The organism is Mameliella sp. LZ-28 (genome assembly GCF_012274245.1).
Classification (GTDB): Bacteria; Pseudomonadota; Alphaproteobacteria; order Rhodobacterales; family Rhodobacteraceae; genus Antarctobacter; species Antarctobacter albus.
This window is the reverse complement of the sequence record NZ_JAANYX010000005.1, coordinates 77,534-104,324: the sequence shown is the minus strand read 5'-3', so window position 1 is coordinate 104,324 and position 26,791 is coordinate 77,534. Positions and strand designations below refer to the sequence as shown.

The 26,791-nt window shown below is 59.2% G+C and carries 25 protein-coding genes and 2 pseudogenes; 10 read left to right on the top strand and 17 right to left on the bottom strand.

What is annotated here, in order from left to right:
• Nucleotides 1–328: 328 nt before the first annotated feature.
• From G9Q80_RS03815 to G9Q80_RS03785, 7 genes are all read right to left on the bottom strand, one after another.
• Entirely contained in the window at nt 329–964 is a 636-nt protein-coding gene (locus tag G9Q80_RS03815; protein WP_168246398.1) for a hypothetical protein, read from the bottom strand.
• Between the two features lie 101 nt (nt 965–1,065).
• The gene (locus G9Q80_RS03810) at nt 1,066–1,542 is read right to left on the bottom strand and encodes a DUF6915 family protein (protein WP_168246397.1); all 477 of its coding nucleotides are present in this window, start codon (nt 1,540–1,542) and stop codon (nt 1,066–1,068) included.
• Between the two features lies 1 nt (nt 1,543).
• Nucleotides 1,544–1,927, bottom strand: coding sequence for a DUF6878 family protein (locus tag G9Q80_RS03805; protein ID WP_168246396.1), 384 nt, complete (start codon nt 1,925–1,927; stop codon nt 1,544–1,546).
• Nucleotides 1,928–2,006: 79 nt separating this feature from the next.
• Nucleotides 2,007–2,303 (bottom strand): hypothetical protein, encoded by a 297-nt coding sequence (locus G9Q80_RS03800; RefSeq protein WP_168246395.1) that lies wholly within the window; start codon nt 2,301–2,303, stop codon nt 2,007–2,009.
• Nucleotides 2,304–2,419: 116 nt separating this feature from the next.
• Complete coding sequence (locus tag G9Q80_RS03795) at nt 2,420–2,800, bottom strand: DUF3768 domain-containing protein (protein ID WP_168246394.1); 381 nt, start codon at nt 2,798–2,800, stop codon at nt 2,420–2,422.
• 126 nt (nt 2,801–2,926) lie between these two features.
• Entirely contained in the window at nt 2,927–5,098 is a 2,172-nt protein-coding gene (locus tag G9Q80_RS03790; RefSeq protein ID WP_168246393.1) for a ParB/RepB/Spo0J family partition protein, read from the bottom strand.
• Between the two features lie 205 nt (nt 5,099–5,303).
• Nucleotides 5,304–6,430, bottom strand: a protein-coding gene (locus G9Q80_RS03785; protein WP_143570354.1) for an IS3 family transposase whose coding sequence is annotated in 2 segments (ribosomal slippage) — nt 5,304–6,199 and nt 6,199–6,430 — 1,128 coding nt in all. Because the reading frame shifts where the segments join, the coding sequence is not laid out codon by codon here.
• A gap of 290 nt (nt 6,431–6,720) precedes the next feature.
• On the opposite strand from G9Q80_RS03785, the gene G9Q80_RS03780 reads away from it, so the two are divergent.
• From G9Q80_RS03780 to G9Q80_RS03755, 6 genes and pseudogenes are all read left to right on the top strand, one after another.
• Nucleotides 6,721–7,965: a transporter substrate-binding protein gene (locus G9Q80_RS03780; RefSeq protein WP_168246392.1), complete on the top strand. Its 1,245-nt coding sequence runs from the start codon at nt 6,721–6,723 to the stop codon at nt 7,963–7,965.
• A 72-nt stretch (nt 7,966–8,037) separates the two neighbouring features.
• On the top strand, nt 8,038–8,907 hold the full coding sequence (urtB, locus tag G9Q80_RS03775) for an urea ABC transporter permease subunit UrtB (RefSeq protein ID WP_168246391.1): 870 nt from the start codon (nt 8,038–8,040) through the stop codon (nt 8,905–8,907).
• A gap of 9 nt (nt 8,908–8,916) precedes the next feature.
• The gene (urtC, locus tag G9Q80_RS03770; RefSeq protein WP_168246390.1) at nt 8,917–10,026 is read left to right on the top strand and encodes an urea ABC transporter permease subunit UrtC; all 1,110 of its coding nucleotides are present in this window, start codon (nt 8,917–8,919) and stop codon (nt 10,024–10,026) included.
• Complete coding sequence (gene urtD / locus G9Q80_RS03765; RefSeq protein ID WP_168246389.1) at nt 10,026–10,754, top strand: urea ABC transporter ATP-binding protein UrtD; 729 nt, start codon at nt 10,026–10,028, stop codon at nt 10,752–10,754. The genes urtC and urtD overlap by 1 nt, the downstream gene beginning before the upstream one ends.
• Before the next feature lie 3 nt (nt 10,755–10,757).
• A complete protein-coding gene (gene urtE / locus G9Q80_RS03760; RefSeq protein WP_168246388.1) occupies nt 10,758–11,459 on the top strand; it encodes an urea ABC transporter ATP-binding subunit UrtE in 702 nt (233 codons plus the stop codon).
• Between the two features lie 244 nt (nt 11,460–11,703).
• A pseudogene (locus tag G9Q80_RS03755) lies at nt 11,704–12,001 on the top strand (transposase); the annotation flags it as partial.
• Between the two features lie 216 nt (nt 12,002–12,217).
• Here the strand turns inward: G9Q80_RS03755 and G9Q80_RS03750 are convergent.
• A pseudogene (locus G9Q80_RS03750) lies at nt 12,218–13,062 on the bottom strand (IS110 family RNA-guided transposase); the annotation flags it as partial.
• Nucleotides 13,063–13,271: 209 nt separating this feature from the next.
• Here G9Q80_RS03750 and G9Q80_RS28045 point away from each other — a divergent pair.
• The 4 genes from G9Q80_RS28045 to G9Q80_RS03735 all read left to right on the top strand — a co-directional run bounded on the left by G9Q80_RS28045 (nt 13,272) and on the right by G9Q80_RS03735 (nt 16,420).
• On the top strand, nt 13,272–13,970 hold the full coding sequence (locus G9Q80_RS28045; protein WP_246870470.1) for a site-specific integrase: 699 nt from the start codon (nt 13,272–13,274) through the stop codon (nt 13,968–13,970).
• A gap of 3 nt (nt 13,971–13,973) precedes the next feature.
• A complete protein-coding gene (locus G9Q80_RS28040; RefSeq protein WP_282593836.1) occupies nt 13,974–14,435 on the top strand; it encodes a tyrosine-type recombinase/integrase in 462 nt (153 codons plus the stop codon).
• Nucleotides 14,432–15,802, top strand: a complete 1,371-nt coding sequence (locus G9Q80_RS03740; protein WP_168246387.1) for a tyrosine-type recombinase/integrase — start codon at nt 14,432–14,434, stop codon at nt 15,800–15,802. Before G9Q80_RS28040 ends, G9Q80_RS03740 begins: the two co-directional genes overlap by 4 nt.
• A 249-nt stretch (nt 15,803–16,051) precedes the next feature.
• Nucleotides 16,052–16,420: a DUF1636 family protein gene (locus G9Q80_RS03735; protein WP_168246416.1), complete on the top strand. Its 369-nt coding sequence runs from the start codon at nt 16,052–16,054 to the stop codon at nt 16,418–16,420.
• A 3-nt stretch (nt 16,421–16,423) separates the two neighbouring features.
• Here G9Q80_RS03735 and G9Q80_RS03730 read toward each other — a convergent pair whose 3' ends face one another.
• The 9 genes from G9Q80_RS03730 to G9Q80_RS03690 form a co-directional block, all read right to left on the bottom strand.
• Nucleotides 16,424–16,912, bottom strand: a complete 489-nt coding sequence (locus G9Q80_RS03730) for a hypothetical protein (protein ID WP_168246386.1) — start codon at nt 16,910–16,912, stop codon at nt 16,424–16,426.
• A 63-nt stretch (nt 16,913–16,975) separates the two neighbouring features.
• Complete coding sequence (locus G9Q80_RS03725) at nt 16,976–17,671, bottom strand: CbtA family protein (RefSeq protein ID WP_168246385.1); 696 nt, start codon at nt 17,669–17,671, stop codon at nt 16,976–16,978.
• Between the two features lies 1 nt (nt 17,672).
• Nucleotides 17,673–17,846, bottom strand: a complete 174-nt coding sequence (locus G9Q80_RS03720; RefSeq protein ID WP_168246384.1) for a CbtB domain-containing protein — start codon at nt 17,844–17,846, stop codon at nt 17,673–17,675.
• 505 nt (nt 17,847–18,351) lie between these two features.
• Nucleotides 18,352–19,701 carry a tubulin-like doman-containing protein gene (locus G9Q80_RS03715; RefSeq protein WP_168246383.1) on the bottom strand — a complete coding sequence of 450 codons (1,350 nt, stop codon included), beginning with the start codon at nt 19,699–19,701 and terminating at the stop codon, nt 18,352–18,354.
• Nucleotides 19,702–19,939: 238 nt separating this feature from the next.
• The gene (locus G9Q80_RS03710) at nt 19,940–21,952 is read right to left on the bottom strand and encodes a nitric oxide reductase activation protein NorD (RefSeq protein ID WP_168246382.1); all 2,013 of its coding nucleotides are present in this window, start codon (nt 21,950–21,952) and stop codon (nt 19,940–19,942) included.
• The gene (locus tag G9Q80_RS03705) at nt 21,952–22,764 is read right to left on the bottom strand and encodes a CbbQ/NirQ/NorQ/GpvN family protein (RefSeq protein WP_168246381.1); all 813 of its coding nucleotides are present in this window, start codon (nt 22,762–22,764) and stop codon (nt 21,952–21,954) included. The genes G9Q80_RS03710 and G9Q80_RS03705 overlap by 1 nt, the downstream gene beginning before the upstream one ends.
• Nucleotides 22,765–22,841: 77 nt before the next feature.
• On the bottom strand, nt 22,842–24,581 hold the full coding sequence (locus G9Q80_RS03700) for an FtsZ/tubulin family protein (protein WP_210426149.1): 1,740 nt from the start codon (nt 24,579–24,581) through the stop codon (nt 22,842–22,844).
• Nucleotides 24,582–24,650: 69 nt separating this feature from the next.
• Nucleotides 24,651–24,980 (bottom strand): hypothetical protein, encoded by a 330-nt coding sequence (locus G9Q80_RS03695; protein WP_168246380.1) that lies wholly within the window; start codon nt 24,978–24,980, stop codon nt 24,651–24,653.
• 11 nt (nt 24,981–24,991) lie between these two features.
• Nucleotides 24,992–26,515, bottom strand: a complete 1,524-nt coding sequence (locus G9Q80_RS03690) for an FtsZ/tubulin family protein (RefSeq protein ID WP_168246379.1) — start codon at nt 26,513–26,515, stop codon at nt 24,992–24,994.
• Nucleotides 26,516–26,791: the final 276 nt, after the last annotated feature.

Below are 26,791 nucleotides of genomic sequence, written 5' to 3'. Positions count from 1 at the left end.
TTTGAAGGAATAGCAGCTCGCCTAAGTATTGGGCGGTTTGCGGTCGGCGCATCCGAAACGGTTCGTCGTCGACCGATCGGCGGCCGTACGTACCCGGACAACCTTCAGGAAGAGCTTTGAAAAAGAAAAAGGCGGCATCCGGGAGGAGGTGGATGCCGCCGTTTAGCTTGGATCGGCTCAGGGAGGAGGAGAGAACCGATCACATTCGAAACATAGTGGTCATGCTGCGACCGCACAATAGCCGGGCCATGATATTTCTGCATTGCAGCAATGCGAGGCGGATTGGGATTCCCGCAAGAAAGGGAGCGTATGCCACCTGTGCCGGTTCCTAAGGGTGAGCCCGCGCTTGAGCGGCAGCGGACTCGCGTGTTTGACTCGGCAACGGTGCTGGCACCGCCTCCCGCGCCTCGAGCAGCCAGTCCAGCTCATAGTCGCCGACAAACCCCCAGCAGGCGTCGATTTCCTCACCGTCCTGCTCAATGACATAGCCATAGACCCGGCCGCCAAGATAGGCGTCGTAGCTGACAATTTCTGCGCGCAGGATGTCGTCAGCCCTTTCACGCAGCGCCTTGGTGACGCGTTTTACACCGAACTCCGTCCGGACCGCCTCAAGCGTCACATAGACATAGCTGACCTGGCCGGAATCCCACGGGCAGTGGAACCCGATGGTGTTCATCGCGAGCCCGGAATGGTCGTAGAGAAACACGGGCTGGATGATTGCCTTGCGCTCCGCACGGTCGCGCAACTGTTCCATCGAGCGATTACTATGATCCGAAACCTCGGCAAGATCGCGCAGGAACGCCTCAGGGCTCTCGAACTCATGGCTGTCACCCAGCCGATAGCGTCGATGCCAGCAGATCAATGTGCCGAGGTTGGACCACTCCCTTGGGCTTTCAGCATCCGGGTCACGGTAGATCTTGATGATGTGGCCTTGATAGGCCTCCTCATAGACAGGGTCTTGCATGTCGATGTCCTTTCTTGAAACGCAATCGACCCGCCGAGCCAGTTGAGGCCGCAGGCGGGTCGATTGGGACGTGGTCAGATGGTTGGCGAGCGACCGGCGGATCAGGCGGCGGCGCGGTTCTGACGATGCTGAACGTGCTCGACAGAGACCTTGAGAAGCCAATCCTCAAACCCGAGAATGGTCTGGTGATTGGCCACCGCCTCGATCCAGGCCGCGCGCGGATCGCTGCCGATCTGCGTCGGGTCGTTGTCGATCCGGCCATTGGCCATCCACGGCTCCGGCTGGATGCGTCCAAGCCAGTCCGCCAGCGACGGGATGCGCCCCTGGCAGTCTTCGCGCACATGCTGCTCGCCGATCCAACGGACCGGGACGACCCTGCCCGCGCTGTTGGTCAGGCTATGGCCGAAGATCCGTTGGGCATCATAGATTCCGGCCGTATGATGGCGGTAGGCACGGTGGACAAAGAGGACCAGGTGCTCTTTCGACGAGTCAAACCACTCATGCACGAACTGATAGTCATCTGGAACGCCGCCGAACTTTCGGGCCGAGCTTTCAGCGTGATGGAGGGGATGTACCATGTTAGAGCCCCTCGTGTTCGGTGGTCTCAGACGCGATATAGCGGTTCGAGTGGCTGACATCGTTCTTGTCCGCCTCGAGCGACCAGGTCAGTTCGCCGTAGCCGCCCTCGTTGTTCTCGAAACCGGGGCTGAGGGCATAGGCGAAGTCCCAGCCAAAATCCTCCACCCGGCGACGCATCTCTTCTGTCAGAGTGATCGTGTCCGGCGTCACCACGACGTCCTCGACATTGCCGGAATCGCCATAGCCTTCGTATTGCACGTCGATGCCGGTCACGCCGAGGGCGCGCAGCTCGGAGAGAAGGGTCGTGCGGGTCTCGACCCGCTGTTCGGCAGCACGTCTGTGGGATTCGAGCATCTGCGCATAGAAATCATTCACTTGTGTCATGTCTTCAGTCCTTTGCAATTGAGGGAAGGGGAGGGCGACCGTTACGCGAGGCCGCCCCGGTGGATTCCTCAAGCGGGCTTCAGGCCGCCGCGGCGCCGTGGTTTTCAGCCGTCCGGTCAACCAGGTTGAAATAGAGGTTCTCGGTCGCGCGCTTGAACCCCGGCGGTTTGCGCGGCGCGAGGCAACGCACCGAGGCGCTGCAGCTCTCGCCGTGCTCCATGGCGAACTGCGTCACCTTGTCGATCAGGTCATCCATGCCCGCGGCCTGGATGCACTTTTCGGGGTAGCTCCCCATCATCTGGAACTGGGTAACAACGAAGGCGCCATCGCGATGCGCGGGATAGAGAGTGATCTTATAGTCGAGTGTCTTGGCCATCTCTGGTCTCCTGCAGCGGGCGGAACGCGATCATCGCGCCCCTTGGAACCCGCCAGCCCGAAAGGACCGCCCTTTGTGCAAGGGCGGTCCAAGGCGGCGATTGGGGGTGGAGGGCGTCAGTATTCCGACGGGAGAAGCAGTGTCAGCACGCGACGCGTCTGTTTCGGGTCGGAAGGCTCAGGTGAGCCGTACTGATAATCGACGTCGTACAAGTCGATCTTGAACCAAACCTTCGTGCCATTGAATTCGATGACCCCCATCTCGTGCCATCCCTGCGGGTCACTGTCGGCATTGAAACCGTCAAACGCGGCAACACGGCGGGTGAGATCCAGTTGGGCGTCGGGCCCAAGCGCCGCGACGCCACGCGTCATCACGAACTGGCCCTGCGGGGCATCAGCGACGGGCGTATTGCCAAATATGGAACGCCGAAAGGTGTCATTCTGGGCGGCAATGAGTGCGGCTTCCTTGACGGGATCGAGTTCGAGTGTGGTAGTCATGGGATATCTCCGGGACGGGCCAGCCGATCCGATATCGGCTGTAGGCAACCCGCCAGCCGGAAAGGGCCGCCCTCGATGTGAGGACGGCCAAGAGTTCATGTGGTAATCAGACCGATGCTTGCTTCGTCAGGCTGCATCCTCGCTGAGGAAGGCGGGCAAGGACGACGGTTCATCACTCTCCGCCTCGGCCAGAGCGTCTGCTGCGGGCACGGCGCCTTCCTCCGCCTCGGGCGTATCGCCAATCATTTTGGCGTCGACCTCCGTCGCACCGGCAAACACTATCCCGTCGGGCAGCCAGCGCGTTGTCTTTGCAACCGTCGCCGCGCCGAAACCTTCCGTCTCGCTGGCTGTTTCCGCAAAAGCCCGCTCCATCGCAGCCGCGATATCGCCCTTGCGCTCGCGGTTTCGATCCTCGGCATAGTCGTCACCGATCAGTTTGCGCGCCGTGGCAACTGCATGACCCTTGTTGACCCGACCCCAGTAATTCTGCGCCGTCGGGCGCCAGCAGGCCGCCACATCGACGTCGAGCCGCGCGCCAATTTCCTCGATGATCGGGGAGGGGCGATTGTCGGAGGAGAGCTGTGGCTTGACCGCCAAACCCGTCGCCCAGGCGAAAAGCGCCTGCTTGTCGGCAATAGGCAGCGCCGACATCGCACGGAAGTCCTCGGGTTTCTCCAGCTTCATCCAGTCGGTGGCGAGGTCCTGTTCCAGCGCCTCGAGCATCTTTTGCGCGACGGTATCGGCGTGCAACACCTCGCGGTTCTGCGCCTGGAAAGGACGGATCGAGATGTCGAGCGCCTCGTTGTTGTAGGACCGCCCCAAAGCCTGCTCGCAGAGCGCGTAGAGCGTCGCATCGAACGCCACCTCGAAATCCGCCGCCAGATGCGCCCGCAGGATGTGCTGACGGGTTGCCCGCAGATCGTCGGCGAGGCTTGCCGAAATCCCATCCGCCTTGCGCAGGGTTGCGGCAGGGTCGGAGGTCGGCACCGGCGTCGAGGAGGTCGGCGGCGTCACCTGTGGCCGGGCGGGGGAGGGGGCTCCTCCCGCATCTGCGGTGCTCTCGTCGGGTTCCGGCGCGGCAGGAATATCCTCAGGTCGCACCAGGCCCTTCTCGATGCGCAGTGCCCCGTCGTGGCTAATGGTCAGAACGACACCGGCGATGGCGCGATCTTCGTCAGCATAGGGCTGCCGTTCACGATGCAGCGCCTCGATCTCGCGCAGGCGCGGCTTGATGGCGTAGTATTCTTCCGTCTCCGCGTCGGTCCAATCCTCACCGTCATTCTGCGCCGCCAGTTCTTCCTCGCGCGTGATGAGACGCTCTTCCTCGGCAAGCAGGTCCGGATTGGGCTCAACATCCTGCGGATAGACCCGCCCGAAACTGCGAAACGCGCCGTAATCCACCGAGAGATGCACCTCGACCCATTTCCACGCCGCCTCGAAAGGTTTGGCCGCAGCTTGCAGTTTTTCGATGGCGAGACGTTCCAGGAGGTCGGGATTTTCCATATGGGCGCTGGCACGATCGTCGAAGAGATCGCGCAGCAAAATACCCCCCGCCCCCTCATAGGCCTCGATGCCGACAAAGCGCCCGAGGGCCGAATTCGCCGAATGGGCGGTCTCGGTCAGATGGCGTTTGATGCTTTGCGGATGGATGTGATAGCCGCCCTTTACCACGTCCCAGACCGCCAGCTGGCGATCATGATCGTCGGTCAGCGTGAAGGCCATCACGCATTCGAGGGTCAGATCGCCCGCGCGGAACTGCTCGATGATCTCGGGCGCGACACGGGCTAGTTTCAGGCGACGGCGCACGAGGTCGACGGAGACGCCGAATTTCAGCGCGATCTCGTCTTCACTGCGGCCTTCGGCGATCATCTTGTCGAAGGCTTCGAACTGATCGGCCGGATGCATCGCCGCGCGTTGGAGGTTTTCTGTCGCGGAAGTGAGGACAGCGTTGCTCTCGTCCTCGACGAGGCAGGGCACCGGGTGATCGCCTGGGATGACACCGTCTTCGGCGAGTTGCTTCAACGCCTTGAGGCGGCGACCGCCCGCATCGACCGCAAAACGTGTCTCAGACAGCGCATGAACCACCAGGTTCTGCTTGATGCCGGTCTCGCGGATACTGGCGAGCAGTTCGGCATCGTCGCTGGCGCTCGCGGCTACCTTTCGGACGTTGAGCGGGCTCGGCTCCAGCTGGTCGAGCGGGATCATCCGGATGTCGGTCCCGCCGTCAGGCGCAGCCGATCCGGTTGCTTCGGTCTTCTTCGCGGTGGCGGGTTTCGGGCGGGTTGCGGTCTTGGCCATGGTCAGGGTCCTTGTCACGCCGGACCCGGATGAGACTCTCTCTATCCTTTCAAGCCCGGCACCCGGGCTTCCCTTTCTCTGGCTTTTAAGGTTCGCGATCGACAAGTTCACAAAGAATAAAGGGCACAAGTATAAGCACAACTCTCTCGTTCTTTCGAAAGGCAACATGGACTTGCACCGGTTCCGTTCCGGTGTGTTGCTCATGTTAGGCGGCGATCTTTTCGAAGGCCACGGGTGATTTTCCATCCAGCGCTGAATGGCGCCTGCGCGAGTTGTAGAAGCCGTTGATGTATTCGAACACTGCGACCTCGACGTCCCGGCGCGTTTGCCAGGTGCTTCGCCAAATCAGCTCGGCCTTGAGGGATTTGAAGAAGCTCTCGACAGCGGAATTGTCATAACAATTTCCCTTGCCGCTCATTGAAGGCAGCAGTTTGTGACGTCGAAGGCGTTTCTGGTACTCGTGAGCACAATATTGGGCGCCGCGATCGGTGTGGTGAATGCAGCCGGGTGGTGGCCGGCGCAGCGCGATGGCCATGTCCAAGGACCGCAATGCCAGGTCCTGCTTCATACGATTGCTAATCGCCCAACCGATCACGCGCCTTGAGTATAAATCAATGATTACAGAGAGGTATGACCAACCTTCACGCGTCCAGATGTAGGTTATGTCCCCGGCCCATTTCTGGTCTGGCGCCGTCGCCGTGAAATCCTGGTTCAGACGGTTCGGGGCTATGTTGAAGCTGTGTGCGCTGTCGGTGGTGCGTTTGAATTTACGGCTGCGCAGAACCTGAATGCCGTTGTCGCGCATGATCCGGGCGACGCGGCGCTGACCGACCTGGATACCAAGCTCTTTCAATTCCTGCGTCATACGCGGTCGGCCGTAGCTGCCCAGGCTGAGCCGATGCTGTTCGCGGATATGAGCTAGAAGGATCATATCGCGGCGCTGACGCAGTGATGGCGGCCTGCGACGCCAAGCACGGAGCCCACGGTCCGAAACCTGCATCAGGCGGCACAGATGGGCGCGTGGAAGATCTCCGCGATACTCCGCAATGAACTGAAATCTCATTGCTTTTGGCTCGCGAAGAAGATTGCGGCCTTTTTTAACACCTCCCTCTCCTCCCGCAGGATACGGTTCTCTTTGCGCAAGCGCTCATTCTCGCGGCGCAGTTCCGCGTCCTCGGCTGCAGCCGGATCGGTCGAATAGTCCCGCATCCACTTGCCCAAGGTCGAAAATCCGACACCGAGGTCTGAGGCCACTTGCCGCCGTGTCAGGCCACTGTGCGTCGCGATCCGGACCGCTTCGCGTTTGAAATCTTCACTATGTTTGGGTGCCATATCCGGTCTCCTCTATGGCGAGCATTGCTCGCAGAAAACCGGAACGGAAGTGAAGCAAGTCCAACAGTACGCCTATAGAAAATAGCACAAGGCCTCGCATCTCCGGTAAGCAAATGATTTACAACAAAAAGATAAGCATTGATTTTCTTGATGAAACGTGAATAGCATATCCTCGCGAACTCAGCATCGAGTTCCCGATACGAGCAAAAAGGCTCCTTAGGCACCAGTGAGACTGGACGCCTAAGGAGCCTTTTTCGTTTCGGCTACGCATAACAACAGGGAAAATACAAATGCACAGACGGGATTTTCTAAAGAAGACAAGTGCGCTCGGCGCCGCTAGCCTAACCGGAGGACTTTCCGCTCCAGCGCTTCTGCTGGGCGCACGCCCGGCATCTGCCCTGGGCGATGATATTCCGGTGGGTCTGCTGTTTTCGCTTACTGGATCGGTCGCGGTGGTCGAGCACACTTTGCACGATGCCGCTCTGCTTGCCATCGAAGAGATCAACGCCCAAGGCGGAATCCATGGGCGGATGCTGAGGCCGATCATCGAAGACCCTGCATCGGACCCGGCCACCTATGCCGACCGCGCCCGGCGACTGATGATCCGCGACGAGTGCGTCAGCGTCTTCGGTTCCTACACCTCGGCAAGCCGCCAGGCGGTGCTGCCGGTGGTGGAGCAGCGCAACAACCTCTACTGGTATCCGACGCTGTACGAGGGGCGCGAGTGTTCGCGCAACATCATGTATGGCGGCGCGGTGCCCAACCAGCAGCAGGACAACGTGATCGGCTGGGCGATCGAGAATTTTGGGCCGCGTTTCTACCTGATCGGCAACAACTACGTCTATCCCAAGGAAGAGAATAACTACTGCAAGAAGCTGCTGGCTGAGCTTGGCGGAGAAGTCGTCCACGAGGAATACGTTCCGCTCGGCCATTCCGATTTCAGCTCGGTCATCAACAGGATCCGCACCGAGAAGCCGGATGTGATCTTTGCCACGGTCGTCGGCGATTCTGACGTTGCCTTCGCGCGCCAGTATCATGCGGCCGGTTTCGATCCCGAACAGATGCCCGTCATCAGCCTGACCCGGTCTGAGGTCGAAGTTCAGGCGATCGGTGGCGAGGCTGCGGCCGGACACTTCTCGTCGGCACCCTATTTCATGGGGCATGCCACCCTGGAAAACGAGCGGTTCGTCGAAGCCTACAAGAGCCGCTTCGGTGGCGACCAGGTGACCCATTTCGTCAGCGAGGCCGCCTATTTCCAAGTCTACCAGTTCAAGGTCGCCTTGGAGAAACTCGATCCGTCCGACGTCACGCCTCAGGCAATCCGCGATGCCGCCGTCGGTGTCGAATTGGCCGCACCTCAGGGCAAGGTATTGATCGACGAGAATCTGCACACGCATCTGTGGCCGAAGGTGGCACAATGGCAGGCCGACGGCCAAGCCCATGTGATCCTGGAGTCGGCCGAGCGCGTCGCCCCCAAACCCTATGCCGCCTACGACGGGCAGACCTGCACTGGCAGCGGTCTGGTCAAAGGCTGATCTAGTGCTCCCGGCAGCAATTCCGGGAGCCCACGGCCACGGCTGGTGCTGTCAAAGGGCAAGGGAAAAACTATGGACGTTATCATCAATCAACTGTTCTCGGGGCTGAGCATGGCCTCGATCCTGCTAATCATCGCATTGGGACTTGCGATCATCTACGGCTCGATGGGCGTGATCAATCTTGCCCATGGCGAGTTTGTGATGCTGGGGGCTTACACGACCTGGGCACTGCAGCATTATCTGGGCTTCGGCATCCTTTTTGCACTGCCGTTTGTATTCCTAGTCGTGGCGGCAATCGGCTGGCTTATCGAGGTGACGATCGTGCAGCGGCTCTATAGCCGGCCGCTCGACACCATCCTCGCCACCTGGGGGATCGGCATCATGCTACAACAGCTGGTGCGGATTGTGATCGGTCCGGAATCCCGTTTCGTCCAGGGGCCCGAAAGCCTGCAGGGCAATCTCGAGATCGGTAGCCTGGTCATGTCGAACTACCGCATCTTCGTCATTTTCTTTTCCATCGCCGTCCTGATCGCAACCTGGGCCCTGCTGACACGTACGGAATTCGGCACGAAGCTGCGCGCCACCATCCAGAACCGCAACATCTCCGAATGCTATGGCATCGAGACCGGGCGCATCTATTCTCTGACCTTCGCCTATGGCGCTGGTCTGGCCGGGATCGCGGGTGCGCTGATCACGCCGCTTTTCAGCACCATTCCGACGATGGGTACCAGCTTGGTGGTCGATGCGTTCCTCGTCGTGATCATCGGTGGGCTCGGCAGCATCCTCGGAGCGGCCGTCGCCGCGGTGATGATGGGCGAAGTCACCGCGATTTTCTCGATGGTGATCAATGACACGCTCGGACGGATCGCTGTGCTGGCCTGCGTCATTCTGCTGATCCGTCTTCGTCCCCGCGGACTGTTTCCCGAGAAAACTCGAGGCTGAAGCTAGACCATGAGCAAGAAACTCAAAACCGACCTCACCACCTTTGCGCTGTTTGCAGCAGTCATCCTGTTGGGCTTTCCGATGATTTTGGGCTTTGATGGCTACGAACTGAACACCTATTCGCGCTACCTGAGCCTTGGCGTCGTTTCGATGGCGCTTGCGTTGTCATGGGGGACGGCGGGTCTGCTGAACCTCGGCCAGGCGGCGACCTTTGGCATCGGCTCGTACATCATGGCGATGCACCTGAAGCTAAAGGCCAGCCAGGGCGAACTGCCTGACTTCATGGGCTGGAATAACGTCGACAGTCTGCCGTGGTTCTGGATCCCGTTCCATTCCCTGACCTTCACCCTTGTTGCGGGGCTTCTGCTGCCGGCGCTGGTCGGCGGGCTGATCGCGGTCTTCATGTTCCGGGCGCGGATCTCCGGTGTGTTCGTCGCAGTCATCACGCTGGCATTTCTGGTTGCCTTCCAGCTGCTGGTCATCGAACAGCAGGGCTATACCGGGGGCCAGAACGGACTGACCGGGCTCGCGCCGCTGACGCTTTTCGGATGGACCGTCGATACCTACAGCGCCCGGTTTTACTATTTGGTCGCCGGCTGTCTGATCACCGCCGTTCTGATCGGACTTTATCTGGTGCACAGCAAGTTTGGGCTGATCCTGCGCGCCATTCGCGAAGACGCCACCCGAACCAGGTTCTTCGGCTATAACGTTGCCTCCTACGAAACGATGGTCTTTTGCATCTCGGCGGCGCTCGCGGGGTGGGCCGGAATGCTCTACGCTCTGGTGCTCGAGTTTGCCTCGCCCACCTACATGAGCGTCTCCTTCAGCCTGGCTATCGTCATCTGGTGTGCTGTCGGCGGGCGTGAATCCGTGGTCGCCGCCGCCTTTGGCGCGATCGTCGTGAACATCCTCGAGGGGGGACTGTCCGACGTGTTCGTCGAAGGCTGGCATCTGATCCTTGGCGCGGCTTTTGTGCTGGTCGTCCTTTTCATGCCGCGTGGGTTGCACGGTTTGGCCGCAGGCGCAGGCCGCTGGATATCCCGTCAGAAGGACCAGAGCGGCTCCGCCGAGCAAAATCCCGGGAAAATGAACCATGGCCAGACGAAAGGAGCCCTTTGATGGCGCTTTTGGACATCTCCGACCTTCATGTGGAGTTTGGCGGCCTGCGTGCCGTGGACGGCTTCGACCTCTCGGTGGACAGGGGCGAGATCCTCTGCCTGCTCGGTCCCAATGGCGCGGGAAAGTCGACCACCCTCGACCTGATCTGCGGCAAGACCCAGCCAACCGGTGGCTCGATCCGGTTCGAGGGCAAAGAGATCTCGAACATGCTCGAATTCCACCGCGCGCGCCACGGCATCGGCCGCAAGTTTCAGGTTCCTTCCGTATTCAAGGAACTGACAGTTGACGAGAACCTGCAAGTTGCCCGTTCCAATCGATACGGCCTAATGCAGACGCTTTCGAGCTTCGTACGCAGCAAGAGCGCCGAGATCGAACGCATCCTCGATCTGGTCGAACTTGGGGCAAAGCGCGATCAGCTTGCCGGAAACCTGTCACATGGCGAAACTCAGTGGCTCGAAATCGCGATGCTGATCGCACAAGACAGCAAGCTGATCCTGATGGACGAACCCACCGCCGGGATGACCATCCAGGAAACCGACAAGACTGCGGAGATCTTCAAGACCCTGCGTCAGGCGCATGCGCTGATCGTCGTCGAACATGACATGTCCTTCGTTCGCCAAGTGGCTGATCGGATCACGGTAATGGCGCAGGGCAAGAAGCTGGCCGAGGGGTCGATTGCCGAGATCGAGACCAACGAGGCCGTCAAATCCGCCTATCTGGGACACTGAATCATGAGCATCCTTCAAGCCGCGAACCTCTATTCCTATTACGGCAAAAGCCCCGTCCTTCAGGATCTTTCCTTCAAGATGGCGCCGGGCGAATTCCTGTCCATCCTCGGTCGCAACGGTGTCGGAAAGACCACGCTTTTGAAGACGATCATGGGGCTGACCGACAAGGCCACGGGCGGGCTGATCTTCGATGGTCACGAAATCCTCGGCTCCAAGCCGTACGAACGCGCTCGGCTCGGCATCGGTTATATTCCGCAGGGCCGCGAGATCATCCCGCGCTTTTCGGTGCGCGAGAACATCGTGATGGGTACCTATGCACGCACGGACGGCGAGCGCACGATCCCCGACTATCTCTTCGATCTGTTCCCGATCTTGCGCGAATTTCTGAACCGGCGTGGGGGTGATCTGTCCGGCGGCCAGCAACAGCAGCTTGCCATCGCGCGGGCTTTGGCGATGGACCCCAAGATCCTGATCCTCGACGAGCCGACCGAGGGCATTCAACCGAATGTCGTGAAGCAGATCGAGGAAGCCATCGTCCACCTCAACCGCGACCGTGGCATCAGCATCGTGCTGGTCGAACAAAACATCCCCTTTGCCCGCGCAGCGTCAGATCGCTTCATCGTGATGGACAAAGGGCGCATCGCAATGACGGGCACCAAGGATGACCTGACGCACGACGTCGTGGAAAGCCACCTGACGTTCTGACCGTCCCCGCTTCTCAATATAACTCGAACCCGCATAAGACAGGAAACTGACATGCGAGATGGTGATATATCCAGAAGCGACGATACAGTCGGCATGGCCGTCGTCAATTACAAGATGTCCCGTCAGCAACCTCGGCCAAGGTGGCTGACGGGGACAATATAGCAAAGCGGAGGTACAGAAGGCGCAGGATGCATTGATTTCGTGCGCACAGCATGATGCACGGCTTCGAAAACGGAGCGGTGACATGAGCGACCTCTTCTGGCTGACCCACGCGCAGATAGCATGCTGAGCCCCTTTCTTCCCCAAGCCTCATGGTAAGGCCTCGGGTCGATGACACGCGGGTTCTGAGCGGGATAATCTTCATCAACCGCAATGGCTTGCGTTGGTGGGACGCTCCTGCTGCCTATGGTCCGCATAAGATGCTATACAGCCGGTGAAAGCGGTGGGGCGAGAGAGGCATCTTCGCCCGGATGATGGCCAGTCTGGTCGCTGAGCACTGCGAAGAGAAGACCGTGATGATCGACGCTAAATATCTCAAGGCCGATTGAAAGGGCGACCAGCATGGCTGGCCAAACGTATGGCCCGCCCCGGTTGCAAGCTGTGATTGGGTGACGACGTAATCAGTCTGCACCAACGTATCCGGCATGTCGGCATGGTTGCCGCCGCCAAGATGGAGATCCGCGCGCCCTGATCCTCATAAAGGGGCCGGCTTCGGAGAGACATTTTTGACCGGAGGTTTTCGGGGCGCCAATCGACTGTCAGGCCATCTTCCTTTCACCACTCGCAGTGCGTCGCGTCCGGAGTTGTCCGGACGCGTGTACGTCAGATCGTCGGCCGTGGCGCAGGGTTGTAGATCTGCACATGGCGCAGGAGCGCCAGACAGTGCATGCCATCTTGGCAGCCAAGGCGACGACGGCGACATTGTGGTGCGAGCGGGCGAGAAGTCCACGCAGCCATGCTCCAACTGCCGGGTCGCTCTTAGCCAGCAACGGCATGGCCGCTCGCGCACCCTGGATCAGCATCTTACGAAGATATCGGCTTCCGCGCTTCGTGATCCTCAGGAGTTTGGGTCTTCCCCAGTGCTAGCCTGGCGCCGCACGAGACCCAACCAAGCGGCGAGGTCGCGTCCCTTGTCGAAAGTCGCCCCATCCCCGACTGCGGCCACCAGCGCGGTAGCGTTCAGCGCACCGATGCCGGGAATGCTTGTCAGCCGGCGCGCCCGCTCGTCGGTTCGGGCCATGGCTGCAAACTCAGCGTCAAAGGCGGCAATCCGACGATCCAGTTCCTCACAACGTGTCCGCATGTCTCCTAGCAGGAACGCCATACGTGGACTCAACGGGCTGGCGCCACAATTCAGCAGATCACTGAGCAGAAGACGCAGCCGGGCATGACCCTGCGCCACGACGTGATCACGCTCCAACAACAGGATCCTGATCTGGTTGGTCAGGGAGGTGCGATCACCGACCAGGCGGTCACGCACCCGATGCAGGGTCTGAACGTCGAGCTTTTCCTCACTCTTGAGTTTTTAAAAGCGCATGGTCGGTCGTGTCGTAGCCTCCGCGATCGCTTCGGCATCGCGGTCATCGTTCTTCTGCCGCTTCACTTATCATCAGGTGGCCATAATGCGGAGGAACGTGCGACAGGCGCATGAATTCCCCGCATTTCTGCCGCTAATCGACGGCTTTGCTCCGCATTATTTTCGGCCGAACCTCTGCGGTTGTTTGACCAGCGGAGGAGCCAGCGACGACAAAAGCCGATCATCACGTAATCACCGAACTCGAAGCCGTACTGATCAGCCAAGAATATAGCCCGGTGGTGGTCAGGAATTACTGCGCCTATGCGCGCGGCTTCCTTGACCATCTTGCACAACGGAATATCCCGGTCGCGGATGTAACCCAAGCCCAAGTGGAGCAATACCTGCGCGAAGCGGTTGCGCTGTTCCAGCGCCGTCACGGCCGCCGTCCCGGTCCGCGCTGGCACCAGATTCCCTGCGCGGGTATTCACGCGCTGCTGCGGCTTGTGCAGGGCCGCTGGCCACCGGTTACAAATGCGGCCTGTGCGGCCGACGCGTTGCGATTTACGATCTGCAACGAGTACGAGGCCTGGCTTCTCGATGAGCGTGGCCTTGCCCGGCCCAGCATCGATGCGCTTCTGTGGGAGGCCCGGCACTTCCTAGCCTGGCAACTCGAACGATGCGGCGCCGAAGGCCTGATGGATCTGAGTGTCGGCGACACCGACCGCTACATGGACCTGCGTGCATTGAAGCTGACGCGCAGCTCGCTGAAATCTGTAGCGGAGCGGCTTCGTTCGCTGCTGCGTCATCTCTATAGGGCGTGCCACATTGCGACCGATCTGTCGCCGCACATCATCGCGCCGTTGCTCTACGCCTATGAAGGTGTGCCCTCGATCCTGGAACGGGCCCAGATGGCCGCGGTACTGGAAAGCGCGAGGGCGGACAGGACACCGGCGGGGCTGCGGGACTACGCAATCTTGCAACTCCTTGTAACCTAGGGGCTGCGGTCTGGAGAAATCCGCAATCTGCGGATCGAGGACATCGACTGGCGGAGCGAAACCATCCGTGTCCGTCACAGCAAGACGGGAGCCCGCTCGTTCCTGCCCCTGATGGTGCCTGCGGGCGAGGCCGTTCTCGCTTATCTGCGCTCCGGACGTCCAGCGACCGATGCCAGGGAAATCTTCATCCGTACGCGCGCGCCCTATCGCAAGCTCGAGAAGCTATACAGTCTGGTTCGACGGCGGCTCTGCGATGCCAGCATCAAGCCGCCAGGCAAAGGCGGGCCGCATATCTTCCGCCATGCGCGTGCGGTCGAGATGCTGCGCACGTCAGTTCCGCAAAAAGTCATCGGCGACCTTTTGGGGCACCGCTCAACCGCGTCGACGGCCCCCTACCTCAAGCTTGCCACCGAGGATCTCAGGGCCATTGCGCTTGATGTGCCGGGCGCGGAGGAGCTGGCATGACCGCTCGCTGGCCCGATCCCGACCGCACGATCATTGACCACTATCTTACCGGCCTTGGTCTGCGCAGCATGAAAAGTCGAACCTGCTACCGGCAGGTCTTGCACGGCTTCCAGGACGTCGCCGAGCATCACAGCGAACTTGGTCAGGATGTGCTGGTCGCGTGGCTGCGGGTATCGGCTGAATGCTGGGCAGCGACTACGCTGCTACACCGCACCCGCATCGTTGACCGGTTCCTCGATCACCTTCTGAATGCCGAGGCGATCGACCGTAATCCCGTCAGCACCCTACGCGAAGCATGCAGTATCAAGCAGTGCATGCCAGTCTGGCGCGCTCTGGCATCGCACGATCCGGAAAAGGCCCTTGCCGAGTTGCGTCGGCCCCGGCCGTTCGGCAGCGTGCTGGGAGAGGTTTTGGCTGAGCACGTCGCGCTGATGCGGAACCGAGGGTACAAATACACTTCGCAGTCTGCCCGGTTGTTGAGATTTGACCAGTTCCTGCAGCTGAACCCGGCGCTCCAGGAACAGCCGATCGGGGTGATGCTCACACACTGGGCGGCGGCGAAATCCACGCGCAATCACGCCGTCGAATGTGAAAATCTCAGGCGGGCCCTGACGAAAATCTTCTGTCACCGGGACCCATCGATCCCATCACGCAGGCCGGGCCCGCGACCGCAGAAGGACGTGGCCAAGCAATGGCGCAAGCCCCACATCTACTCGCCTGCCGATATACGACGGATGCTCGACGTCGCTCGCTCCTTCCCCTCACCACGGTCACCACTTCGCCCGCTGACGATCTACACCATGCTGGTGCTGGCCTATTGTGCAGGCTTGCGGCGGGGCGAACTTGCCCGTCTCGATCTTGGCGACATCGATCTCCAGAGCGGTACCATCACGGTTCGCCAAACGAAGTTCTTCAAAACCAGGATCCTGCCGCTGCCCGACAGCGTGATGGCCGAGCTTCAAGCCTATATCAAAGCCCGGCGCCGTACTGGTGCATCGCAGGATCCAGGTTCCGGTCTGTTCTGGCACGAGCAGGGTCGCACCCGCCGCTACACGCCGGAAATGATCACCTGGCTGCTCACTAACGTCATACGGCCCGCCGGGCTGAAGCCACTGCACGGGCGAACCGGGCCGCGCGTTCACGATCTGCCCCACTCGATGGTCGTGAACCGCATCTTGGAATGGTACAAAGCGGTCATCAATCCGCAGGACCGGCTGCCGTTCCTCGCGACTTACCTCGGGCATCGGGATATCAATTCCACCCTGGTCTACATCACCGTCACGCAGGATCTTCTGCATCACGCCAGCGAACGGTTCAGAGCCGTGGGGGCACCATGTCTCGACTTTGAGCGGGAGGTGAGGTCATGAACAAAGCGAACCCGTTCCCAAACCTGATGCGCGCGTTACCTTGGCCCGTTTCGGTGCCGTCGGGAAGGGGCATCCATGCCATCAACAGAATCCCGGAAAGGACTTGCGTCAAAAATAAATTGACGCGAAAATATCGGGAACAGAAATCCAGCTACAGCGAGCGTTCACGAATATGTCCTCCATGATGCCAATTGGAGCTTCGGTCGCCTTGCCCCCGTCGGTTACTTGGCTGGGCTGGCACGGGTGCGAATGACGATATCCAGTCGAGCCACATACGAAGCCCGACTGCTGATCTGTTCGACCTGTACGGGCATGCGAAACCGGCTGGCCGAAGAGCAGGCCCTGCGCTCTGCACTTCAGCAGGCCGAACTGACCCGACAGGTACGGCTAGAATTTGGCGGCTGCGTGAATGCCTGCCCCGAGCCAGTGGCCATCGGCCTACAAGGCAAAGGACGCGCAAGCTACGTCTTTTCGGGGATTGACCTGGTGCAGGATGCGGATGATATCGCGGCAACTTGCCAGGTATATATAGGTGCAGCCAAAGGATGGATCGTTGACGCTCGCGCTTGCGGTCGCCTGCGCGACTGCCTGCGGGCGCGACTACCCTCTCTCCCGTGACACTTATTGTGTGGCGGAAAGAGACACTGACGCACTGATCGCCTGGCCATTGACACTAAGCGTCCGGTGATCGTTTGAATTAAGCGTCACTTCGACTTCCGCTTCTTCGGGCAGCGAACTGATATGCATCCAGGGTCCGTAAAGGCGAGCAACTTTTTTGCCGTCGACATAAACATGCGCATGCCCTTGATTTGCAACATGTGCGCCTCCGGAATTCTCTGGCGAGAATCGAAAATTTTCGGTGATCACATGCAGGTTCCAACCCGCGACTGGGTCCTTTGTCACTTGGACGACGAGATCGGGTGCGTCAACTGCGTGGACCTCAAGTAGGGCATCGTGATGGTGCACGGGCCCCGTGACGGGAGCGGCATCATGACTATGCGCGCCATGATCGTGGCCATCGAGCGTCACGCCGTTCGCCGCGGCTACAAGGAAGCCAAATCCGCCTCCCAATCCCAGCCCAATGACGAAAATTGTAAACAAGCGGGTCATTTTCAAACTCCATAACATGGGATGACCCCCGGCCAAATCTCGGTCGGAGGCCGCTGTTTTATGTCACGCGGTTGCGCGCAGCCTGGCGCCTTCGGTGTTCCAGAAATATGCGGAGCAAGTTCCCAGAATTGCCCAAGCTGCCATGCCGACCCCCAAAGCTCGGGCGGCAAAGAGCGCTCCGATCTCCGTCGGAACCGGTCCGGTGAATGTAACGGGCTCGGGAGCGCCGATGACATGCGGCGCCAGAAGCAGCGCGGCTGCAACGACGTGGGCCGTGGCGCCGTTGCCGAAAGCGATGAGCCACATCGCGATGCCTGAAGCCAGGACGGTACCCACCCACCAGATCTGGCGCAGACCAACATCGGCCGCGGCAACGCCGGGAACCTCAGGTGCAAGTGTCACCCCGGGCGCGAGTTGGAAGGTGATGAAGCCGGCAAGACCCCAGAGCAGTCCGTTCCTTGCCGTGATCTCGTGGCCGCGTTGCTCGGCGACCGACATCAACGCGACCAAGATCATCGCATAGCCAGTATAAACGAGCGTCGTGAACAGTATACTCATCCCGTCACGCACCGCATCGAAACCCGGCAACTCGGGATGCGCCGAGATGGCTTCGCCACCGAAATGCACCAATTCGCCGGACTCGTAGAGTTCGGCATGCAGAAGAATTGGCTGCACGAACGTGAGTTGCAACAGGGCGGCAATCAGCCCTGCTGCAACGCCAGCGAATAAGGCGCTGGTAAGAATCCGGCCGTACGGCATGTCAGTGACAGGGGAAGCCGGTGGCGTGGCGCATGTCATGCGCTACATCGTGCAGCGTGGCGGCCGGGGCGAGGCCTGCTAAGAAGACGATGCCAAGTCCAAGTGCGAGGAAGAGCGCCGGGGCCAGGAGGCCATTCTGAACGGTCGTGGTCGATTTAAGCGTTTGAGTCGTCATATTTGTTTCTCCTACTCTGGCCTTGCAAGGCCGGGATTGTTGATGTTGGAGGTGCAGCCAACCTTCGCCGGAAACACCAGGTTGTATGCGAGATAGTCGCAAGGCCAGAATTCCCCCGCTCAGAATTCTGGAAGACTCCTCACTTCTGAAGACGGAAGTAACCAGCCCGGTTAGATGGCTTCATATTCGGGAAAGATCCGTCTTGTCTCCTGCACCGATCTTAGGAAACCACCCTAAATGATGGCAAGCGGGCAGGGGTGGATGCCTAGGTATCAATCCGGTGGCTTCACACCGGAGAGATCCCCCCTTCGATCTGCTGCAATCACAATCATGATACTCCGCATTTGTTTCTCCTTCTGCTAGACTAGAATGGTCGATACTCCACTTACTGAATGGGCCGACTCTATTGGTGCCGTGGATTTGAGGTCCTCGGTTCTTCCTTATTTGGCGACGGTAGACGAGCGGATTTGCAGTCCTGCCCGGGCGATCAGAAAGGTATCCGTGCTCATGCTGTTTCCAGCGACACGCTTCCCTTGTCCAAATCCTTCAACTTTTTCTTCCCGTCGTGATATGCGCCTAAATCCTCCTTCTTGAGCGATGGGAAAATAATGTTAGCGTACGCGGTGAGTTCATCGAAGAACTCGCTCCGATAGGAACTGTAATTCTCCCCTCCCTTGGACAGGAATTTCGCGGCCAGAAGGCTCCTGAGTTCGTCATCTACCAGGTCGATCCGCATATACCGGGCGCAATAGATGTGGGCGTCGACGCTTTCCGCGGAATAGCCGTCAACCAGACCTGAGTACTCCGGAACGAAACGGACCCACTGCTGTAGCACGCTGTCCCACCTGGAACGCGGCTCGCCGGGCAGAACTTGAACGCCGGGGTGGCTGAATTTAGCGACGTTGAACATCATGCACTTGCCGCCAGGATTGGCATCAAGGACACGCATTAGATGCTTTGAGCCGTCCTCGACCGCCCAGCGCATGAACGAGTCCGAGACAAAACGATTGGTGACTAGTTGCTTGAAGTGCTGTCGAACCGTCTTGAGACCGGTCGATGTGTAGGCCGTGAGACGCCTCCAGCTATGCTCCGTTGAAACCATGAAGCATCCGCCCGGGAAAGGATTGTTCTCTGTGGCCCCACCCGCAAATTGGTCGAGCTCTTCGATGGCCATTGTTTGCGCGGCGCTGTTTTCGTAATCGCCGTCACCACTGTGGCTCAGCTGCGCAACGCCAACCAGCTTGACCGAACCTCCAAGATCCATCTTATTCAGTTCGCGAGCAACGTCGAACGCGATTCCGCTGCCGGTGCCCCCCGCGAGGCTGAAGGCCACAAACACGGTCGAATCGTGTTTGCACTTCCTGACCTGCTCGGCGAAGCGCTCCAATGTGCCAGCAAGGGGCTTGGCATCGAGATAAAGACCGCAAGCTGCGGCCGCTTTCGCGACGGCACGCGGAACGTGGCCACCTCGCTTCGGCATCTTGAAGTCTTTTGGCAATTTGGAGATCAGGTTGGAACCGCCGCCAGCCTCGAAAGGCGCACGCACCGCGTCCAGCTTCTTGGAAAACTCGGCTTCATCGGGGAGTTCCAGATTAAAAGACTCGTAATGATATCTTTCGGCAGGAATGTTCCGTTCCGCCATTCGCGACTTCAGAGACCGCGCGTAGTCGTTCGGTATCTGGACGTCGTCGTCGCCGATGTCGATAAGAAGCCCGGAGAATGTCGCCCCGTCGGACGTGAGATTATCCTCGACTTCACCCGTTCGGAGAAGCGCTTCGACATAGACGCCCCCGGTTCGTCCAATTCCGATTACATGAACGCAATGATTCTTCGGTGTTTCATTAGTGGTTGACATCTTATCTCTCTCCTGAAGGTTTTTTAATTTCCGATGCGCAGCGCCTGCCAGCTCGACTGCAAGGCAGGTTGGTTGCTTCCGGGGTGCAAGCCCGGAATTTCACACGATCGGCAGGGGTTCTGTTCCGGTCTTCGGTTGAACGGGCTAGACGTCTGGAGATACTTGAAAAGGTTCTCCGCCGCTAAGATGCCCGACCAGTCCGATGGTTCGGGAATGCCCTGGTTATGTAGGTTCTTGATCATGGCGCTAGCATCCGGACCAGCGCACTTCCGGCGAAATCGGTGAACGTCGACGCGCGTTCCGAAATGAGATAGTTTCGACTTCCGAAAATCCGGCGCACGTAGTCGTCGGCGCGGCGGTCAAGTGTTAGGCAAAATGTCCTGACCTGTTTCGCCGCAGCCGTAACGACGGCATTATGCGCATCTTCGATTAGATAATCCTCGTCAACTACATCGATGTCTGAAGGCTCGCCGTCGGTCAGCAACAGTATTATCTTGTTGTCGGAAATCTCTTTCTCGAGCAACGCGCCCGCGTGACGAAGGGCGGCGCCCATCCGCGTCGAAAGCCTGCTTGTCAATCCCTCCAAACGCTTGTGCCGGGCGTCATCGAACGGCTCGTTGAACCCTTTGACACAGTAATAATTAACCTCGTGTCGGCCGTTGGAGGCAAAGCCGTGTACGGCAACGCGGTTGTGTTCGGAATCGAGGGCTTCGGTCACTGCAACGGCAGCCTGCTTTTCAAGGTCGATCACTCGGGTGAAGCTTCCGGGCACGAACCGGTCGGTAGAGACCGACAAATCCATCAGTACGATGATCGAGGTCGATTTGGGCCTGCGTCCATGTCGGCCAAAAATGCGGCCATCGGGTGCAATACCAGCTCGCTGCTCCACAGCATTGTCGATCACTGCGTTCAGATCGAGGTCGTCGCCTTCCGGCAATCGCTTCAAACGTATTGAGCGGTCGGGGATCCTCTCGGATCCCTTGAGGCTTTCGCGGATCCCACGCACGGGTTTTGCCCGAGAGGATTGCGCCTGACGGAGGTCCGGAGCGTCCTCTAGAACAGTCGTCCATTCCTCGCGTAATTCGAGAAGTTGATGATCCCATTCCGGATAGCGATAGCGCCTGCGGGGATCAACACCCGAAAGGTCCTGTTCTACCGGAACCTCTTCGGCCGGCCGATACTCGATCGGCTCAATTTCGGGCTCAATGCTATCGTCTACAGGCAAAGCTTGGTCCTCGCCCCACAGCAAGGAATTGTCATCGCGATAGATCGGCGAAGGCCGATAGTGGCGTGGAAGTTGAAGTCGCATCTTGCCAACGGCAAGTGTCAATTCCCTCGCCAGACGGTCAAACGATGAGACATCGTGCAGGTTTTCGGCGGCGGCCTCCTCGAAAAGTTCCCTGCCCTTTTGAACCCAGGGATTGGGATCGTCGTAGGTCGGGTCGTGCAACGCACGCGATAAGCGCGCCATCAGACCCGCAAGGTCGAATCCCGACTTTTCTTTCGATGCTGTGTGGAACCGGTCCCATACGGCGTGCAGGCCCGGATGTTCCTGCAGCATGAGGCGTTCGACCCGGGCGTCCTCAATCAGGGCGGTCAACGCAACCAGATTTGGGCGCCGGTTCCCGATTGGCCGTTCTAGCGGCGAGAACCGCAAATGTGCGGCCGCATGGGCGAGCATGGCCCGGTACAGGATATCGCGCTCTTCGGGATGCTCGCTCGCAAATCGGCGGGGAAACTGCATCCCCATCGGACTTACTGTCAGCGATGGTTGCGGAACCCCCTTGCTGATCGGTTCGTGCAAGTCAATGGCCATGTCGTCGAAGCCAAACCCCGCAATGTAGTGACACAACGCCTCGCGCCGACGCAGCAAATGTTCGGTGTGGCTTGAGGCGCGATGATCTGCAAAGGCCAGCGGGTCACTCGTTTCAAAGTGGCGAAGCATTTGTGTACTGTCGCTGCGATGCTTCAGCCCATGGATCACCCACCGACGAAAGCCCTGAATATCGGCCACTATCTCGGGCTGGACTTTGACACGTTCGGCCAACCGCCCTGCAGTTTCCGGGGCTTCCCCGGCAACTTCGGCGACAATATCTGCCAAAGTGGTAAACTCGGACTCGTCGGTTAGATATTCGGTCAGCCACGGAAGGGCCTCGATTAACGCGGCGTGCGCTGCACTATCCAGTTTGCGCAAACGATCCAGTCGCTGCACAAAAAGTGGCATCTGGTTTGTGGCGACGTGCGTGTTCATCACCGAGGCCCAAATTGCGCTTCTATGAAGCCAGTAAGCGCCGTATGAAGATTGCTGTCGTCTGTCAGCGGAGTCGTCATTGCGAGCGCGCAGGCGTCATGTGTCGGGATACCTTCAACAATTAACGCACCGGCATGGATCAGCATGCGCGTACTGATGCCCTCATCAAGCCCCCTGCCCCGCAATTTGCGCGACTGAGTCGCAACCGCCACCAACCGTTGAGCTATTTCCTCCGAAACGCCGCTTTCGTGGGAGACAATCTCGACCTCTGTATCGGGCGGCGGGAAATTGAACTCAATGGCACCGAAACGCTGACGTGTGGAAGGCTTCATATCCTTCGCGACGCTCTGGTAGCCCGGGTTGTAAGACACCACCAGTCGAAAATCCGGGTGAGCCTGGACGACCTCACCGCGTTTATCCAACGGCAGGATTCGACGATCGTCCGTCAGCGGATGGATGACGACAGTAGTGTCTTGCCGCGCTTCCACGAATTCATCTAGATAGCAGATTCCGCCGTGTCGCACAGCCTTTGTGAGCGGGCCATCATGCCACACGGTACCTTGCGCATCGAGCAGCCAACGCCCGACCAAATCCGAGGCCGTCATGTCCTCGTTGCAGGCCATGGTTATCAACGGAACCTTCATCCGCCACGCCATGTGCTCAATAAAGCGGGTCTTTCCGCAGCCAGTGGGACCCTTGAGGATCATTGGAAGGCTACGGGCCATGGCGGCGTCGAACAGTGCGATTTCGTTACCCACGCTGTGATAGTAAGGCTCGTCCGCTATCAACAATGGATCGAGACGTTCGTTCATCGAACAAAACCCTTCTTCTGTTGGCCGGAGCCGCGCGCGAGGCACAACTCCGGTTCTTTCAGGTCAGTTTGGTGAACTTAGGCGTGCGCTTTTGCGGCCTGCTTGGGTTGACCGCCGGGTGTGGTGACCACTGTGCCAGTCATCGCCGCAATGGAGTCTTCGAGGATGATCTTGCGGTTTTCCGGCGGCAACTTGTCGCCACGAATTTGGTCGTACGGAACGACCACCCAGCACGCACAGCCCCAGATGCACTCGCCCGCCATGCCTTCGAAACGGATCGCCGGCTCCGACAGCATCGGACCGATGTCGACCAGCCAGGCATGCTCATGCAGTTTGGTCTCCCAGTCGAGCTTGTCGTAGCTCTTCTGGCTCTCCCAGAACGCATGCAGATCCGTCTTGGCGACGCCAGGCATGATGACGTTCGCATAGGACGTCAAAGCGTCGAAGAACTCGTGGTTGTACGATTGGTAAGTCGAGTCACCTTCGAGCAGGTATGTCTTCGTAACCAGCTCCTTAACGGCTTTTTCGATGTTCTCGAAACCCATGTCGCGCGAGGCGTGGACGTGCACTTCGGCATAGTCTGTCTTGAAGCCGTCCCGCAGTCCGCTGTGCTCAGGGATGAAGTCAACCCACTGCGCGAGGACAGATTGCCATTTCGACTGGGATTCACCCGGCAAGACCTGAACGCCAGGGTGTGTGAGCTTTGCGACGTCGAAGAGAGTCCAGTTCCGCGACTTCGAGGAAAGCGTCTCGTGCGGAGCGCCAGTGAAGCCGGCCGGACGTAGCGCTCGGAACAGAACACGACCATAATCCAGCACCGCAAAGCGCATGAAGGAGTCGGCGACGAAACGGTTGGTGACCATTTGGCGGAAGCTCTGCCGGACTTCCTTTTCACCCGTAGTGGTGTAGGATGTCAGACGCTGCCAGCTGTGCTCGGGGTTCACGACAAAGAAGCCGCCCGTAAACGGGCTCTTGTACAGTTCGCCCCAGACGGTGGTGACACCGTTGTTCTTGTCGTCGTCAAGCATGCAGTCGAGTTCGTTCAGAGCGCAATACTGACCAGCGCAGTTGTGCACCGAGTCATCATCACCACTGTGCGACAACTGGCCGACGCCGATCACGGGGATACGGCGGCCAAGCTTCACATTCGAGAGGTGACGCGCCAGGTCGACGACCATGCCGCTGCCCGTACCACCAGCGATGCTGAAGGGAACCAGAACCATCGACGGCAGGGTAGCCTTTTCGATCGTGTCGACAAACCTGTTCAGGGCCTGCTCCATCGGCCGCTCGCCAGCATAGTACGCATTAGCATAGATGCCCTTCGCGACGAGACGTGGGAAGTGGCTGCCCGCGGGTGGCATCTTGTACTTGTGCGAGACGTAGGACTCGAAGTTCGGGTTCCAGTAGTAGCGCGGATACTCAAGTTTCAGGAATTCGCGGGTCCGATTGAGACCCTCGAAGAATTCGTCGCGTTCCGGCACCGGCAGGGCAATGGCCTGGAAGTTGAAACGGTCGGACTCGACCCCTCGCGATTCAAGACGCTTCTTGAAAGAATTGGCATAATCAATTGCCACTTCCATGTCCTGCTGGCCAATATCGACGATCATGATGGCGCAAGTAGCGCGAGGATCTTCGGCCAGAAGATCTTCGATTTCACCTGTGCGCAACAGAGCTTCAATATACGCTGCCCCGGTGCGACCGACCCCGAGTGCATGAATGCAGTGCGGAGACTGCATGCCTGTGGCGCTGTTATAGAGAGATGATGATGCCATTGATAGTTTCTCCTCTAGGTTGGACTTAGTAAAGTTCTTCTTCATTGCGGTAGGAGAAATCATTTGTCTTGATCTCCCCTCAGCGCGCCTTAGTTAGGACACTGGTGACCTCGATCAGCAGCGAATGTTGAAGGTTTCGGTTTCATCGAGGAAACCAAGGTCACGAAGAATGTGCGCGACGGAACTTGCGCGTTCGTGCGCGACGTACAGCATGTAGTCTTCGACGAAGAGCCCCGGATCCCGAGAGATAACGCCAGATTCGATCAGTTCGACGCCTCTTTCGAGGTTCTTGCGCTGAAGGCTCGCCTTCCATATCGTCCCTTTTTCGATATGGATCGCTTCGTCGTCGACGTGAGTGATGGTTACAGTTTTCCCACCCCGAATGGTTGGCACTTCAAAACCGTTTCCGTATTTCGCGACGACTGTTTTCCAATCTAGTGGCATGTCGCACTCCCTCACTTCGCTTCACGGCGAAGCGTGTTGAGCGGGACCGCGATCCACTGCTTCCCTTCGCCAAAGTTTGCGCCGGCCATACCCTCAAGCTCTGTCGACGGCTCGCACAGGATCAACCCTTGATCGAGCAGCAATGCGTGATGGGTGCGCCGGCGTTCCGGAGGCTCTGCATCGTATGCCTCCTGCGCTTGATAGGCTGCCGACAGGTCGGCAACGGCCATTCGTGGAAGCAGGTACTGCATCGTGCTATCGGACGCTCCCGTAACACAGCTAGCCGGAACCTCCGGCGCGAACGCGCCATCCAGTGCCTTGGTCCAAGCCTCGACCACCCGTTTTTCAGGCTCTTCCGGCGTCCTCAATTCGAGGAACTCGGGTTGATAATCGTCCAACAAGCCCAGTTCGTCGCGCAGCTTCGCAGGGTCAGGGACGACGGTGTCCGATCCGAAACCGAACATGTGGATCCAACGTGCACCCCAGGGAGTCCGCGCGGCAGAATGCTGCGTCGAGGGCGCGGCCACCCAGTTCAAAAGGCGCAGGGCCTCCCACAGGTTCGCGCCATGACGCTCCGTGAACAGCATCGCTAGGCGCCGGTTGACCTCCTCGTGCGATTGCCGGGCATTTTGGCTCGCGATCTGCGGCACCATGACGAAACCGGCCGTAAACGGGTTCTTGTAGAGATCCCCACAAGAAATTTCGACGAACTTGTTTTTTGTGTCGTCGCACAGCACATCAAGCTCGGAAAACACGGTGTGCAGCTGCGCGGCACGGGCCGGCGCCATCTCCTCAGGATGCGGCGCAATGCCGATGCCGGTCACTAACATGCGGCGGCCGAACATGCGCGACGATACATGGCGCGCGAGGTCCACGGCGATACCACTGCCGGTACTGTCGCCAAGGCCGAAGATCACGCAGACTATCGAGTCGCCCCCCGTCGCTTCGACACCTCTGGCGAATCGCTTCAGTGCCGCGAGCATCGGTCGGTCGCCGTCGTAATAAGAGCGTCCGTAGACTGCCTTGGCGACGGCCCGCGGCACCGTTCCATCTTCGTAACGCAGGGGCGTTCCCGCCGACAACCAAGCCGCCGAATCCGGATTCTCATGGTATAGGGGATATTCGAGCTTAAGGAACTCGGGGTACCGCGAGAGGGATGCCTGGAGTTCGCTCATCTCGGGCATGTCCAGCGACACGGTTTCGACCTGTGACTTGTCGTCGGGCAAACCCTCGGCGGCCGAGCGGACTCGCCCGAGGTCTTCATCGCCGATATCGACGACGAGGGCGGTGAACCGGGAACCCGGCGCGTCAAGCAAGTCTTTGGGAGCGGCGCGAAGGAAGGCCTCAATGACATGGGCTCCTTCACGTCCGACACCAACCAAGTGAATCCCGAAAGGAAGGTCGGTCGCGTCCTTGATCCGGTGTATCCCGCGGCTCAGCGCGTCAAGCTTGCGTTGCTGCAATTTGGCTTCGGTTGTCCCAATGGCCGGGAGCGGTCTTCCCCGATTCAGATCCAACCCTGCTTTCGATGCCATTTTGTGTCGCCTCATTTCACTTGTGTTGGTTATGCAGAAATATGTTCGTTCAACGAGCCCGTTCAGGAACGAAGTGCTTGGCTGGCGAGTCGATCTCGGTTTCCGTGAATTTGGGTCGGAAGTGGTTATGCAATCTTTTCTCCAATACCAATTGCGCGGAGTTTCGTTTCGACAACGCAAAAAGCCTCACTGCAATTCACCCGTGAGGGCTAATGCGTGAGGCGTCGGTGCCGGATTTTCCTGATAAGCTTCAGTGCTTAGATTGAGCCTGACATA

Excerpts from the sequence above, each read along its gene's own strand:
- G9Q80_RS03815 (WP_168246398.1), bottom strand. The coding sequence starts at position 964 with ATGCAAGACCCTGTCTATGAGGAGGCCTATCAAGGCCACATCATCAAG.
- G9Q80_RS03810 (WP_168246397.1), bottom strand. The coding sequence starts at position 1,542 with ATGGTACATCCCCTCCATCACGCTGAAAGCTCGGCCCGAAAGTTCGGC.
- G9Q80_RS03805 (WP_168246396.1), bottom strand. The coding sequence starts at position 1,927 with ATGACACAAGTGAATGATTTCTATGCGCAGATGCTCGAATCCCACAGA.
- G9Q80_RS03800 (WP_168246395.1), bottom strand. The coding sequence starts at position 2,303 with ATGGCCAAGACACTCGACTATAAGATCACTCTCTATCCCGCGCATCGC.
- G9Q80_RS03795 (WP_168246394.1), bottom strand. The coding sequence starts at position 2,800 with ATGACTACCACACTCGAACTCGATCCCGTCAAGGAAGCCGCACTCATT.
- G9Q80_RS03790 (WP_168246393.1), bottom strand. The coding sequence starts at position 5,098 with ATGGCCAAGACCGCAACCCGCCCGAAACCCGCCACCGCGAAGAAGACC.
- G9Q80_RS03780 (WP_168246392.1), top strand. The coding sequence starts at position 6,721 with ATGCACAGACGGGATTTTCTAAAGAAGACAAGTGCGCTCGGCGCCGCT.
- urtB (WP_168246391.1), top strand. The coding sequence starts at position 8,038 with ATGGACGTTATCATCAATCAACTGTTCTCGGGGCTGAGCATGGCCTCG.
- urtC (WP_168246390.1), top strand. The coding sequence starts at position 8,917 with ATGAGCAAGAAACTCAAAACCGACCTCACCACCTTTGCGCTGTTTGCA.
- urtD (WP_168246389.1), top strand. The coding sequence starts at position 10,026 with ATGGCGCTTTTGGACATCTCCGACCTTCATGTGGAGTTTGGCGGCCTG.
- urtE (WP_168246388.1), top strand. The coding sequence starts at position 10,758 with ATGAGCATCCTTCAAGCCGCGAACCTCTATTCCTATTACGGCAAAAGC.
- G9Q80_RS03740 (WP_168246387.1), top strand. The coding sequence starts at position 14,432 with ATGACCGCTCGCTGGCCCGATCCCGACCGCACGATCATTGACCACTAT.
- G9Q80_RS03735 (WP_168246416.1), top strand. The coding sequence starts at position 16,052 with ATGACGATATCCAGTCGAGCCACATACGAAGCCCGACTGCTGATCTGT.
- G9Q80_RS03730 (WP_168246386.1), bottom strand. The coding sequence starts at position 16,912 with ATGACCCGCTTGTTTACAATTTTCGTCATTGGGCTGGGATTGGGAGGC.
- G9Q80_RS03725 (WP_168246385.1), bottom strand. The coding sequence starts at position 17,671 with ATGCCGTACGGCCGGATTCTTACCAGCGCCTTATTCGCTGGCGTTGCA.
- G9Q80_RS03720 (WP_168246384.1), bottom strand. The coding sequence starts at position 17,846 with ATGACGACTCAAACGCTTAAATCGACCACGACCGTTCAGAATGGCCTC.
- G9Q80_RS03715 (WP_168246383.1), bottom strand. The coding sequence starts at position 19,701 with ATGTCAACCACTAATGAAACACCGAAGAATCATTGCGTTCATGTAATC.
- G9Q80_RS03710 (WP_168246382.1), bottom strand. The coding sequence starts at position 21,952 with ATGAACACGCACGTCGCCACAAACCAGATGCCACTTTTTGTGCAGCGA.
- G9Q80_RS03705 (WP_168246381.1), bottom strand. The coding sequence starts at position 22,764 with ATGAACGAACGTCTCGATCCATTGTTGATAGCGGACGAGCCTTACTAT.
- G9Q80_RS03700 (WP_210426149.1), bottom strand. The coding sequence starts at position 24,581 with ATGAAGAAGAACTTTACTAAGTCCAACCTAGAGGAGAAACTATCAATG.
- G9Q80_RS03695 (WP_168246380.1), bottom strand. The coding sequence starts at position 24,980 with ATGCCACTAGATTGGAAAACAGTCGTCGCGAAATACGGAAACGGTTTT.
- G9Q80_RS03690 (WP_168246379.1), bottom strand. The coding sequence starts at position 26,515 with ATGGCATCGAAAGCAGGGTTGGATCTGAATCGGGGAAGACCGCTCCCG.